The organism is Actinoplanes sp. DH11, assembly GCF_020873875.1.
Lineage (GTDB): Bacteria > Actinomycetota > Actinomycetes > Mycobacteriales > Micromonosporaceae > Actinoplanes.
The window spans coordinates 18,579-30,243 of record NZ_JAHWGU010000031.1; the positions used below are offsets into that span (position 1 = coordinate 18,579).

Sequence of the window (11,665 nt, forward strand, 5' to 3'; positions counted from 1 at the left end):
GCCAGCTCAACGGCCCGTCGCGGGCGTCCGATCACGTACCGGCAGGGCGAGCGCCACATCCCAGGCCTTCTCCGCCGCGCACGCGACGTCGGGGCGCACGCCGGAGCCCTCCCAGTTCGTGCCGGTGACGGCGTCGATCACGGTGGCCTCCGGTAGTAGTCCGACGACCTGGCCGGTCAGCCGTACCGGGGTGACATGGTCGGCGGCGCCCCGGGTGGTCTCGCCGACGATTACGGCCCGGCCGCGTGCCTGCAGGTGATAGGCCAGGGCTTCCGCCGAGGAGTAGGTGTGCGAGCTGACCAGTACGACCAGGTCCTGGGTCAGCGCCGAGCCGGCCGGGCGTGCCCGGGTCCACCACTGGCGGCGCCGATCCCGGTAGATCACCTCGGACAGTGCCTGCGCGTCGTCCCCCAGCAGATGCTCGGCGACCAGCGCCAGGGTTCCCGGGTCGCCACCCCCGTTGCCGCGAAGGTCCACCACCAGCCGGCCGGCACCGCGGGCCAGGGCGAAGGCGGCCTGCAGGTACGGACCGGCGTACTGGACCGGATCGAGGGTGTCCAGGGTCAGCGCGAAGGTGCCGTCCGGCAGGCGTCGCACCTCGCGGACCCCGGCCGCCCTGGCCCGCACCTGCTCCGGATCGACCGCGGGCCAGCCGTGCGACCGGGTGTCCGGCTCTGCCGTCGCGCCGGCGTCGAAATGCAGTTCGAGGTGGCGGGTGTGCCGTTGCGCGCGGGCCTCGACGGCACGGCAACGGGCCGCGGTGAGCGGTTCCGGCCGGTCGGCGAAGCTGGCCTCCAGATCGGCGGTGAGCCGGTCGAGACGCGGGCCGGGCGGCATGAGCCGGCGCAGCCAGCCGGTCAGGTGATGGGTGAACGCGGTGACACCGGCGTGCTTGTCGATCGCCATGATCAAACGGTAGGGGGCGACCGGGCCGTCGTCACCGTTTGCGGCTCTGCCCTCGGCAGAGCCCCCGCCGCGGTGCGCCGGCCGATGTCCCAGAGCGGGCGCAGAACGCCCTGACCGGGGATGGCGGTCGTCCGGCCGCCCTCGGACGGCGGAATCAGCCGCACCTCGGCACGGACGATCCCGTGCATGCTCTCCCAACGCCCCCACCGGCACCAGGTGGCGATATCGGCGAGCCACATGAGGTCGGCGGCCGCGATGAGCAAGTCCCACCACTGAGTTGTCGGGCGCCATCCGTCGTACAGGTCGGCAAGGAACTGGAGGGCGACCTCCAATTCGTTGATCTCCAGATATTCGCGCACGTCAGTGGCGGTCACGCCCGCCTCGCCGACGGCAGTGGCCGGCACCTGTTCGACGGCCCGGGCGAGCAGTTCAGCGACATCCACAAAGGCATTGTTCCGGCACGGTGATCCTGACGGATCAGGGTGGCCCCTGCGCTCACCTCTGCCGGCTGCCGTGGGCCGGCGGGGGTTTGCTTGCGATCAGCAGGTCGAGTGGAACAGGCCCGCGACGGCGACACCATTGGCGGCGAGGTCGTTGTAGATCTTCACTGCCTCGGTGGTTTCGGCTTCGTGGACGGTGATTCCACGCTCGTTCAGCAGATCGTGCGTGCGTGGGTCGACCTGAAGTTGCCGCTGCATGCCACGGGAGAGCACGACGGTCGTGGCGCCGTGGGCCAGGATCTCCTCGACGTCGCCGGGCTGGATGCCGGGACTGTGCTGGGTCCCTGTTTCGGACCAGTCCCATGGGCGGCCACCGCCGGGGTGGAGTGTGAAGTCTTTGCCTGCGGCAAGGCCCTCGATCTCCATGCGACCCCAGGAAATCGACAGAATGAGCGGCGAACGGGATGCTTCGGTGGGCACGGCTTCCTCATCTCCGGAACGACAGTGCTTCTCGCAGACATTGTCGGCCGGTTGGCCATGCCACAATCCCGCCCATGCCTGAGATCGTCACCGCGGCGTTGGTTCGCGACGGCCGAGTGCTGCTCGTCCACCGAAGCCCGGCTCGTCGTGTCTACCCGGACGTGTGGGATCTGCCCGGCGGGCACATCGAGGCAGGCGAGACAGAACTGGCTGCGCTCGCCAGAGAGATGCATGAGGAACTGGGCGTGCGAGTAGCAACAGGCTCGGCGATCCGCCTGTGCCGATTGAAGATCGGTCAGGAAAGGGAATCCGTGCGCCTCAGCGCCTGGATCGTCGACGAGTGGGAGGGAACACCGACAAACGCCGCTCCCGATGAACATGACGAGATCCGCTGGTTCCGGCCGGAGGACTTGCCTCCGCTTGCCCACGAACCCGTGGCTACGGCGATGCGGGACGCTCTCTGGAGTGGAGCAGATGGCATCGTTCGCACCACGTCGAAGCCAACCGCCACGCAGGATGAAAGGGCTCACTGAACTCAGTACCAGTGGCGGCCGTCCGGGAAGGCGTCGAACAGCGGCTCCGGAATCTCGATCACATTACTGTCGGCGAAGTCGCAGATCTTGATTGTCGAGGACGCTGTCAGACTCTTGCCTCGGGCTATCAGGGTGCCCGAGGCAGCGTGCGCGCCGTTCAGGCGGCGTCGCCTCCGGCCGAAGCCGCCATGCCGGGAGAAGAGGTCAACAGACTCACGCGAAGATCCGCGCACGCGGTGAGCGAGCGACGCCACCCTCAAGACCTGGAAGATCCTGGCCCCGCTGCGCTGCTGCCCGTTCCCCCGGTTCCGGCCCCAGTGGCGCCGGACGTGCCGCCCTGTCGAGATGTTGATCTGCTAGCGCTACGAAATCGCTGTGATCATGGGGTCAAAACCGCGATTTCGCACCGCTAGCAGATCAACAAACGCCACGCGGACCCGCCGCAGCCGACCGCAGCCCTCTGCCCAGGGACCGCAACCGCGCCGAGGGCAAGCAACACCACGCCGCCCCCTCCGCTGCCGGAGCCCGGCACCGCTGGAGGGGCGCGGGGCCGGTGACGAGCTCATGCCCATCACCCTACGAGAAACTGGAAGGCGCCGTCCGCTTGTGTGACGGGGCTCAGGAGTGGTAGCCGCCGGCGAGTTCCGGGCAGTCCCAGGCCGTCAGCCCGTATCCGGTCGCGGGTGTGTCGCCGCCGATCACGATGACGACCTCGCCCAGCCCGGCGGTCCCGGCGGCGTCGCCCGGCGGCACCGGGACACCGGCGACGGCGGTGGCGGCGGCCGCGGCAGTGATCACAAACGCGGCCAGGCCGGTCGCGGTTCTCCAACGGCTCACCGGCGGGTCACCTTGTTGTGGTTCTTGCGCATCGCTGGCTCCTTCTCGTTGTCGGGTCGCCCTCGGCGGCGTCGGCGTCCTGCACCGACACCAACGTCGCCCTCGGCGGCGTCGGCGTTCTGCACGGACACCAACGTCGCCGGGCGGGGCAGGGAACGGTAAGGCGCAGGGCCGGGAGCGGTCAGCCCACCTGCACCTGGAAGCGGCTGGCGGCGATGGAGGCGATGACGCCGCCGTCGATGAGCAGGTCGGAGCCGGTGATGAAGGAGCCGTCGCGGCCCATCAGGAACGCGGCGACGGTGCCGATCTCGTCGTCAGGTGGGGTCGCCGACCACCAGATGGTGCAGGTTCTTGACGCCAGTGCGGTGCGGGCGCACGTTGTGCGCCGCCCACCATGTGCGGAAATGGTCGCTGCGGGTGGTGAGCTCCCCGATCAGGGCGGAAAGATCGCTGTTATACGGGTCGCGGCCGGCGTCGCCCCGCAGCAGCGCGACGACGTCCTCGGCCAGCTGCTCCCAGTCGCGGTAGAGGCTCTTACGAGACCGGGCTGAGGAAGACCGAACCGGGCCAGGTTCGGAGTGCCGGTCGTGTTCTCGAAGAGTGGCGCGAACGAGGTCCATGCCTTCGACGCTACGTCCGGCGCGGCCGGGCTGGGAGGTACTGGCGGTACCTGGTTCGGCAGAGACTCCCACGCGGCTGATCTGCCTGTTTAGCTGGATATCGGCTTCAGTTCTCCAGGAAAAGGATCCTCTCTGATGCGTGCGACTTACATGTACGGTGCCGGCGACGTGCGCGTGATCGACGTGCCCGATCCGAAGCTGCAGGAGCGCACCGACGCGGTGGTGCGCGTCGTGCAGGCGTGCATCTGCGGCAGTGACCTGCACCCGTACCACTCGATGCCGGCGGACGAGAACGGCACGCCGATGGGCCACGAGTTCCTCGGCGTGGTCGAGGAGGCCGGCCAGGACGTGCGTACGGTCAAGCCGGGTGACCTGGTGGTGGCGCCCTTCGCGTGGCAGGACAACACCTGCGACTTCTGTCGCGAAGGCTTCCAGACCTCGTGCCGGCACGGCGGTTTCTGGGCGGGCGGCGGGATCGGCGGCGGGCAGGCGGAGGCGGTACGCGTTCCGCAGGCCGACGGCACCCTCGTCAAGATTCCGGTCGCGGCCGATTCGGCGCTGCTGCCGTCGCTGCTGACCCTGTCGGACGTGTTCGCCACCGGTCACCACGCCGCCGTGCGCGCCGGCGTCAACGCGCGGACCACGGTCACCGTGATCGGTGACGGCGCGGTCGGCCTGCTCGCGGTGCTGTCGGCCAAGCGCCTGGGCGCCGAACGGATCATCCTGATGGGCCGGCACAAGGTCCGCACCGACCTGGGCGTCGAATTCGGCGCCACCGACGTCGTCGCCGAGCGCGGCCAGGAGGGCATCGCGAAGGTCCGCGAGCTGACCGGCGGCGACGGCACCCACACCGTCCTGGAATGCGTCGGGCACATGCCCGCGTACGAGCAGGCCCTGGGTGTGGCCCGCGTCGGCGGCGTGATCAGCCGGGTCGGTGTGCCGCAGTACACCGACGGTGACATCGGCTGGAACCTGTTCGGCCGCAACCTCACCCTGACCGGCGGACCGGCCCCGGTACGCCACTACATCGAGGAACTGATGCCGGACGTGCTCGACGGCGAGGTCGAGCCCGGCAAGGTCTTCGACCAGACCATCGGCATCGAGGAAGCGCCGGCCGGCTACCAGGCGATGGACGACCGCGAGGCCCTCAAGGTCCTGATCCGGTTCTGACCTGTCACAGCACCTCGCGGACTTACGGGTGCAGCGCATCACCCGCACGACAAGGACACTCCAGGAGACACCCGTGCACGTTCAGAAGAAGCAGCCGAGCACCAAGGGCCCGGCGCAGATGTTCACCGGCGACGTCTGGTTCGACGTCATCGCCGCCGGGGAGCCGCCCTCGCAGCTCCGCGTCAACGTCGTGCGCTTCTCGCCCGGCGCGCACACCGCCTGGCACCGGCACGCCAACGGCCAGACCCTGCACGTCACCGAAGGCATCGGCCTCGTGCAGTCCCGCGGCGGCGAGATCGTCGAGATTCGTCCCGGCGACACCGTCTACACCCCGCCGGGCGAATGGCACTGGCACGGCGCCGCCCCGAACAACTTCATGACCCACCTGGCGATGTGGGAAAGCCTCGCCGACGGCCAGCAGGGCCCGGAAACCGAATGGGCCGAGCACGTCATCGACGAGTACCCCACCGCCTGAGACACGCCTGGCGTACGGGCGGGGCCGCGCCCGTACCCCTGCCGTTCAGGCCTTCCGTGCGGGAAGGGACCGGCTCGGCAGCGTGGCCGCGGTGGGTGCTGCCGCCGTCCCACCCGGAGCGACCGCCCGGTTCACCGGCCGCTTCGCCGGGAGTCGGGTCGCCGCCCGGGACGGGACTGCCCCGAACCGCGGCTGCGGCCCCGCTGCTCGGCCGGGGCGTTCACGGGGCCGGGGCTGGAGAACACCGCCGGCGGCGCCGCCGGGCGGTCCGACACCGGCGGAGGCCACTGCGACGCCACGATCTGCGCCCCGGTGATCGGCACTGCCGGGGAGAGGCGGTCCAGCAGGCGCTGCGCCACGGGCTCGCCGATCTCCAGGTCGGGGCTGATGCGGATATCGGCGTCGGTCGCCAGATCGATTACGTCGTCGAGGGTGAACTCCTTGGCTCCGAGTGTGCTGAGCCGCCGGGCGAACTCCTGTGCATTGACCATCTGCAACCACATTCCTCGGTTTGCTGATGACCTAGCGTAACCGTCGCTATGATCCCCCGTTCCGGGGGTGCTGTTGAGCCCGAAGCCGGCCGTCGCCGCGAGGTCGCAGGGCTGCCCGAGCGCCTGGCACGCGCTAGCGTGATCTCGCCGGCCGGCCGGCCGCGTTCCCGCATCCGCCGAGGTGAATCGCATGGCTCCGCCCACCCTGCCCGTGACACCGGCCGCGAACACCACCGTCGACCTGCTGATCATCGGTTCCGGAACCGGCATGGCCGCCGCCCTGGCCGCCCACGAGCAGGGTCTCGACGCCCTGATCGTCGAGAAGACCGCCTACGTCGGTGGATCGACCGCCCGGTCCGGCGGCGCGTTCTGGATCCCGGCCAACCCGGAACTGCTCGCCGCGGGCGCCGTCGACAGCATCGACCGGGCCGCAACCTACCTGGACTCGGTGGTCGGCGAGACCGCACCGGCCGAGCGGTGGCGCAACGCCCTGGCACACGGCCCGGCGGCCGTCGAGTTGCTGCGCCGCACCACCCCGATGCGCTTCACCTGGGCCCGCGACTACGCCGACTACCACCCCGAACGGCCCGGCGGCAGCGCTGCCGGGCGCAGCTGCGAATGCCGTCCCTTCGACCTGTCGCTGCTCGGTGCCGAACGCGCCCGGCTGCGGCCCGCCATGCTGTCGGCGCCCGTGCCGATGCCGGTCACCGGCGCCGACTACCGGTGGATGAACCTGATGGCGCGCGTACCCGGCACAGCCCTGCCGAAGATCGCCCGCCGGATGGCCCAGGGCATCGGTGGCCTCGCGCTCGGCCGACGGTACGTCGCCGGAGGTCAAGCACTGGCCGCCGGCCTGTACGCCGGTGTGCTGCGCGCCCGCATCCCGGTCTGGACCGAGACGGCGCTCGTCGACCTGGTGACCGAGGACGGCAAGGTCACCGGCGCCGTCGTCGAACAGCACGGCCGCACCGTGACCGTCACCGCGCGCCGCGGGGTCGTCCTCGCCGCCGGCGGCTTCGACCACGACATCGAGGCCCGGCACCGTCACCAGTCCCCGGCCCTGCGGGAACGCTGGAGCCTCGGCGCCGACGGCAACACCGGCGACGCCATCCGCATCGCCCAGCGGGCCGGCGCCGGCACCGCCCTGATGGACCAGGCCTGGTGGTTCCCGGCGGTCGCACCCCTCGCCGGCGGCGCCCCGCAGGTGCTGCTCGCCGAACGGTCCCTGCCCGGTTCCCTCATGCTCGACCGGCACGGCCGCCGGTTCCTCAACGAATCCACCGACTACATGACCTTCGGCCAGCGGGTCCTGGCCCGCGAGAAGGCCGGCGACCCGGTCGGTTCGATGTGGCTGGTCTTCGACAAGCGCTACCGGGACAGCTACGTGCTGGCTGGCACCGTCTTCCCCCGCATGCCGCTGCCCCGCTCCTGGTACGCCGCGGGCATCGCGCACCAGGCCGCCGATCCGCGACGCCTCGCCCGGGCGGCGGGCCTGCCCGAGAGTGCTGTCACGGAAAGCCTGCACCGGTTCAACGATCTGGCCGCCACCGGCCACGACGAGGACTTCGGGCGGGGCGCCAGCGCCTACGACCGCTACTACGGCGACCCCACCATGACGCCGAACCCGAACCTGCGGCCGTTGCGGGGCCGGCTCTACGCCGTGCAGGTCGTCCTGAGTGATCTGGGCACCTGCGGCGGTGTCCGGGCCGACGAGTACGGCCGCGCGCTCCGGGCCGACGGCACGGCGATCGACGGCCTGTACGCGATCGGCAACACCGCCGCCAACGCCTACGGCGCGTCCTACCCCGGCGCCGGCGCCACCATCGGGCAGGGCCTCGTCTTCGGCTACATCGCCGCCCGGCACGCCGCCGGGAAGCTGGCCCCGGCGGCGTGACCCCGCCTCAACCGGGACTGTCCCGACCGGCCCGGAACACCGGGACCGCAGCGACCGCAGGATCCGTACGCCGCGTTACGGCTCGTCATCTGTCGACGTAGGTGGTCAGGATCGCATTCGCCGCAACGTCCCAGATATCGTCCAGTGCCGCGTCGCCGCAATAACTGCCCGCTTCCTCGAAGGCCGCGAGAATAATCGGGAGAGACACGCCGCCGGTGGAGATCGACGTTATGACAATGGCAACCCCGGCCCTCTGGACAACACAGCGCATGTATTTGTACACCTGGTCCCAGATCATCTGCTCGATGTCTGCACTGTCCGGCAATGTCAGTTTCACGTAGGTGTAATAACGGTGCAGTTTCCAGCCGCAGGTCATCCCGCACCATTTGTACTCGTCATGATGGTAGACCCGGCCGAGGGTGCCTTCATAGGCGCTGCCTTGTGCCTGGTCAGCTGGTTGACGCGGCGTGACGGGAACGTTCTGAATGGTGACGGCTGACGTTGCGACCGGTGCGGCCTGGGCCGGCGCGATGAGTAGCGGGCCGGCGAACGAAGCGCAAGCACCGAGAACCAAAAGGCGAGACCAGCGGCGGTTCATGAAAAATTCCCTTCAGAGAGTGTACGAACTGGCCGGCCGGGAACATTGGAGGGCATCCCCGCGTTCCGGCTCAATTTCCTCTCAGATTCTCTCAGGGTCCGCCAGCGAATGGAGCCTTATCCATCAAGAGGTCGCCTCTGAGATCCGCTCGTTCGTATCTGCCGTGATTGCTTGCATGCGTAATGCAAAAGCATGCTGAATGCAGAATGCACACGTCCGCATCAAGAGATGGATCTTGCGCCACCGGAGTCAACCGGCCGCGAAGGCCATCGGCATGATCGGCCGCACCCGGCTCAGCAGTCCGGATGCCACGAGTCGAGCCACCATGATCCGGGGAAAAACCATTCACCGACGGTCGTACGGACCCATTCCGGCCGTGAAGCCGGACCCAGGCTGGTGAGGACGTCGCTAGGTCTCGGCGTCCGTAGGCCTCGGCGTCGCGATGCCCCCACCGTGCTCAGTCTTGGCAAGCCACCGCCACCTGTCCCATCGCGCGAGCGCAGAGGGGTTCCCTGGCCCACAAGGTCCTCGTCAACAAGACCGCCTACCGGTTCGGATCGCCCGGTCGCGGCGACGTCGCGGTCTTCGAGCCACCTCGGGAGTGGTCGGCTGTCCCCGGCCAGAACTACATCAAGCGGATCATCGGCGTGGCCGGCGACCACGTCGTCTGCTGTGACCAGGATCAGCGGATCACGGTCAACGGGACCGTCCCCGAGGGTCGGCTGGTGGAGCGAGCCTTCGCCGCCTTCTGCCCGCCGACCAGGGCCCGGACCCTGCCGGCGCCGGCCGCGTTCGCCGACGTCCCGGCCCCCCGCTGACACGGCAGGTGACGACGCCCGCCGGTCGGGCGTTCCCCGGTCCACGAACTGCTTTACCTTCGGCGGTATGCCGGTTGTGTTCGAGTATTCGTTCACCGTGAACCCGCAGTACGGGCTCTTCACGATCTTCGATCCCACATGCGACGAGGCCTCGAACTTCGAGGCGGCCCGGCGGGCTTTCGGGCACGGGCTTTTCGCGTGGGGCCCCAACGCCGTTGTCGCCCGAGCGGCCGGCACCGGCACGGCGTCCGTCGTGGTCGAGGTCCGGGACGATTCACCGGATACGCCCGAGGGGGTGCCGGACGAGGTCGCGGTGGCCGAGCTGGCCCTGCCCGGCGGCCGGTTCAGCTCGGTCCAGGCCCTGGAGTCGGCCGTTCACGTCGGAGTGGAGCTGCCGACCGGCGCCGGCACGTACGGCGCCCGGATCGTGGCGTACAACCGCGGCGTCTCCGGCGGGTTCGCGCCGCAGGACGCCGGGCCCTTCCCTGGCCGCTTCGACGCGTACCGGTTGCAGCTGTGGAAGGTTTCGGACGAGCCGTCCTGGCCGGACGACGACGAGCAGGCGTGACGGGGATGGTGAACTGCCTTGTCGCCCGCCGGCTCATGGCGTGCATTGTTCGCCTCTACAAGTATCACCAATTGACTAGCGTCGATATGTTGCTCGGGGTGAGGAGGCGGAAATCGCGGCTCGTCTAGCGTGCCGGGCATGGTCGACGACGCACTCGCGCGAGAACTGATGGACATGACCGATGAGGATCGGAAGCTGCAGCCGGGCGCGCTCAGCGACGACGTCAACGCCCAGCTGGCACATCGCAGGGTCACCGTCCGCAACGGCGATCGTCTGATCGAGATCATCGATGAGCACGGGTGGCCCACCGCAGAACTCGTTGTTCACGAGGCGGCCCGCAGGGCGTGGCTGGTAGCCCAGCACGCCGACCGCCACCTGCACCTGCAACGGCGAGCGCTGACCTTGATGACCGAGGCGGTGCGCGCGGGTAAGGGCGACACCACCCAGCTGGCCATGCTGCACGACCGCCTCCTGATCAACGAGGGTCGTCCGCAGATCTACGGCACGCAGATCGCCGGCATCGTCAACGGCGCCCCCGTCCCGTGGCCGTGCGAAGACCCTGAGCGGATGGATCAGCGGCGGGCGGAGGTCGGCTTGGACCCGTTCGCCGTCCATGTCGCCAAACACGCGCCGGCTTGACCGGCCGGCGTTCGCTGTCGATCACCGGGTTCGCTGCCGGCCCGATCAACGACCTGGTGGCCGCACAAGGAAGGCCGGAGCCTCGTGGTGACGGGGCTCCGGCCTTCTCGCGATGCACGGGGTGATCAGCCTTGGCGGCCGTTCCACCGCGGATTCTTCTTGTTGACGACGATCTGCCGCCCGCGACGCCGGGTGACGACGCTGCCCGGCTTGCTCTTCAGGGAGCGCAGCGAGTTGCGAACCTTCATGACGCCTACCTCTTCCCGCGCCGGCGCTGGCTTCCGCCGCGCGCAATGAGCTGAACACCGCCGCCCCTGCCGCTATTTCCGGCGACTTCCCCCTTGCTTTGGCGGCAGGCGTACGCGGCGGCGGCAGGCGTACGCGGCGGCAGGCGTACGTGGTAGCAGTCGTACGTGGTGGCAGTCGTACGTGGTGGCGGCTGTCAGCGGCAGCTGGAGTCGTCGTGGCGACCGGCCGGCGCGGGGTGAATCGCGGCCGGGGTGGGCTCAGCCGAGGGTCAGCCGGCGCAGGCCCACGCCGGTCAAGGTCGCCGCCTCGGTCGCGGTGACCGGGGCGCGGCCGGTCGTCTTGCGCAGCAGGGTCACCGGGTCCCAGCCGAGCGTGCCGGCAGCAGTCCGCCAGTCCGGGCCGAAGAGCAGGTGCTGCAGGTGCCGCGCCGCCGGAGCGGTCAGACAGGGCGTTTCCCGCAGGGCGTCGGCGACGTCGAGGCCGTGGATCGCCAGTTCGGCCACGCGGGTGGTGAGGAAGTCGGTCAGCAGCATGGCGTCGCCGTGCCGGGTGCGCACGACCCGGCCGGCGGGTTCGTCGCGGCAGGCCGCGACGACGGCGGTCACGGTTGCCGACAGGTCGCCGGTCGGCGTGGTGACGTCGGGCGCGGCCGCCCGGTCCTGGGCTGCAGCGATCCGGGCGGTGTTGGCGGTGTCGCTGAACCGGTGGTCGGGGCGGTAGTAGTCGGTGGCGCTGGTGTCGGCGTGCTCGGGTGCGGGTGCGGCGACCATGTCGGGGACCCGGGACAGCACGGTGATGATGTGCCCCACGACGTCGCGGACCAGCCAGGGCTCGCAGCGGGTCGGCCGTTCCCAGGCATCCGGGGTGAGGGCGCCGAGTGCGGTGATCAGGGCGGTGGCTTCGGCGCGCAGTGCGGTCAGGGAGTGGTCGGTCATGCGGAATCGGTT

The 11,665-nt window shown here is 69.9% G+C and carries 17 protein-coding genes; 7 read left to right on the forward strand and 10 right to left on the reverse strand.

Annotation, left to right across the window (positions count from 1 at the left end; genetic code table 11):
• Positions 1-6 precede the first annotated feature (6 nt).
• The 3 genes from LPA41_RS33495 to LPA41_RS33505 all read right to left on the reverse strand — a co-directional run bounded on the left by LPA41_RS33495 (position 7) and on the right by LPA41_RS33505 (position 1,826).
• Positions 7-906, reverse strand: a complete 900-nt coding sequence (locus LPA41_RS33495; RefSeq protein ID WP_229075134.1) for a S41 family peptidase — start codon at positions 904-906, stop codon at positions 7-9.
• A 2-nt stretch (positions 907-908) separates the two neighbouring features.
• Positions 909-1,349 carry a hypothetical protein gene (locus LPA41_RS33500; protein ID WP_229075135.1) on the reverse strand — a complete coding sequence of 147 codons (441 nt, stop codon included), beginning with the start codon at positions 1,347-1,349 and terminating at the stop codon, positions 909-911.
• 96 nt (positions 1,350-1,445) lie between these two features.
• The gene (locus LPA41_RS33505; RefSeq protein WP_229075136.1) at positions 1,446-1,826 is read right to left on the reverse strand and encodes an Mth938-like domain-containing protein; all 381 of its coding nucleotides are present in this window, start codon (positions 1,824-1,826) and stop codon (positions 1,446-1,448) included.
• Positions 1,827-1,900: 74 nt separating this feature from the next.
• Between LPA41_RS33505 and LPA41_RS33510 the strand changes: the two genes are divergently transcribed.
• Positions 1,901-2,359 (forward strand): NUDIX domain-containing protein, encoded by a 459-nt coding sequence (locus tag LPA41_RS33510; RefSeq protein WP_229075137.1) that lies wholly within the window; start codon positions 1,901-1,903, stop codon positions 2,357-2,359.
• Between the two features lie 2 nt (positions 2,360-2,361).
• On the opposite strand, the gene LPA41_RS33515 is transcribed toward LPA41_RS33510, so the two are convergent.
• The 3 genes from LPA41_RS33515 to LPA41_RS33525 form a co-directional block, all read right to left on the reverse strand.
• The gene (locus LPA41_RS33515) at positions 2,362-2,613 is read right to left on the reverse strand and encodes a hypothetical protein (protein WP_229075138.1); all 252 of its coding nucleotides are present in this window, start codon (positions 2,611-2,613) and stop codon (positions 2,362-2,364) included.
• Positions 2,614-2,977: 364 nt separating this feature from the next.
• A complete protein-coding gene (locus tag LPA41_RS33520; protein WP_229075139.1) occupies positions 2,978-3,196 on the reverse strand; it encodes a hypothetical protein in 219 nt (72 codons plus the stop codon).
• Between the two features lie 314 nt (positions 3,197-3,510).
• Positions 3,511-3,816, reverse strand: coding sequence for a hypothetical protein (locus tag LPA41_RS33525; protein ID WP_229075140.1), 306 nt, complete (start codon positions 3,814-3,816; stop codon positions 3,511-3,513).
• Positions 3,817-3,951: 135 nt separating this feature from the next.
• Here LPA41_RS33525 and LPA41_RS33530 point away from each other — a divergent pair, with 135 nt between their 5' ends.
• Both LPA41_RS33530 and LPA41_RS33535 read left to right on the forward strand, forming a co-directional pair.
• Positions 3,952-4,986, forward strand: coding sequence for an alcohol dehydrogenase catalytic domain-containing protein (locus LPA41_RS33530; protein WP_229075141.1), 1,035 nt, complete (start codon positions 3,952-3,954; stop codon positions 4,984-4,986).
• Positions 4,987-5,059: 73 nt separating this feature from the next.
• Positions 5,060-5,461: a cupin domain-containing protein gene (locus tag LPA41_RS33535; protein ID WP_229075142.1), complete on the forward strand. Its 402-nt coding sequence runs from the start codon at positions 5,060-5,062 to the stop codon at positions 5,459-5,461.
• 131 nt (positions 5,462-5,592) lie between these two features.
• Here LPA41_RS33535 and LPA41_RS33540 read toward each other — a convergent pair whose 3' ends face one another.
• The gene (locus tag LPA41_RS33540) at positions 5,593-5,958 is read right to left on the reverse strand and encodes a hypothetical protein (RefSeq protein ID WP_229075143.1); all 366 of its coding nucleotides are present in this window, start codon (positions 5,956-5,958) and stop codon (positions 5,593-5,595) included.
• Positions 5,959-6,142: 184 nt separating this feature from the next.
• On the opposite strand from LPA41_RS33540, the gene LPA41_RS33545 reads away from it, so the two are divergent.
• Complete coding sequence (locus LPA41_RS33545) at positions 6,143-7,846, forward strand: 3-ketosteroid-delta-1-dehydrogenase (protein ID WP_229075144.1); 1,704 nt, start codon at positions 6,143-6,145, stop codon at positions 7,844-7,846.
• Between the two features lie 85 nt (positions 7,847-7,931).
• On the opposite strand, the gene LPA41_RS33550 is transcribed toward LPA41_RS33545, so the two are convergent.
• Positions 7,932-8,444 carry a hypothetical protein gene (locus LPA41_RS33550; RefSeq protein WP_229075145.1) on the reverse strand — a complete coding sequence of 171 codons (513 nt, stop codon included), beginning with the start codon at positions 8,442-8,444 and terminating at the stop codon, positions 7,932-7,934.
• A 512-nt stretch (positions 8,445-8,956) separates the two neighbouring features.
• Between LPA41_RS33550 and LPA41_RS33555 the strand changes: the two genes are divergently transcribed.
• The 3 genes from LPA41_RS33555 (at position 8,957) to LPA41_RS33565 (ending at position 10,469) form a co-directional block, all read left to right on the forward strand.
• Positions 8,957-9,262 (forward strand): S26 family signal peptidase, encoded by a 306-nt coding sequence (locus tag LPA41_RS33555; RefSeq protein WP_229075226.1) that lies wholly within the window; start codon positions 8,957-8,959, stop codon positions 9,260-9,262.
• Between the two features lie 67 nt (positions 9,263-9,329).
• Positions 9,330-9,830: a hypothetical protein gene (locus LPA41_RS33560; protein ID WP_229075146.1), complete on the forward strand. Its 501-nt coding sequence runs from the start codon at positions 9,330-9,332 to the stop codon at positions 9,828-9,830.
• 138 nt (positions 9,831-9,968) lie between these two features.
• Positions 9,969-10,469: a DUF6624 domain-containing protein gene (locus tag LPA41_RS33565; protein WP_229075147.1), complete on the forward strand. Its 501-nt coding sequence runs from the start codon at positions 9,969-9,971 to the stop codon at positions 10,467-10,469.
• 125 nt (positions 10,470-10,594) lie between these two features.
• On the opposite strand, the gene LPA41_RS33570 is transcribed toward LPA41_RS33565, so the two are convergent.
• Both LPA41_RS33570 and LPA41_RS33575 read right to left on the reverse strand, forming a co-directional pair.
• Positions 10,595-10,717 carry a ribosomal protein bL36 gene (locus LPA41_RS33570; RefSeq protein WP_127549839.1) on the reverse strand — a complete coding sequence of 41 codons (123 nt, stop codon included), beginning with the start codon at positions 10,715-10,717 and terminating at the stop codon, positions 10,595-10,597.
• 258 nt (positions 10,718-10,975) lie between these two features.
• Complete coding sequence (locus LPA41_RS33575) at positions 10,976-11,653, reverse strand: maleylpyruvate isomerase N-terminal domain-containing protein (RefSeq protein WP_229075148.1); 678 nt, start codon at positions 11,651-11,653, stop codon at positions 10,976-10,978.
• Positions 11,654-11,665: the final 12 nt, after the last annotated feature.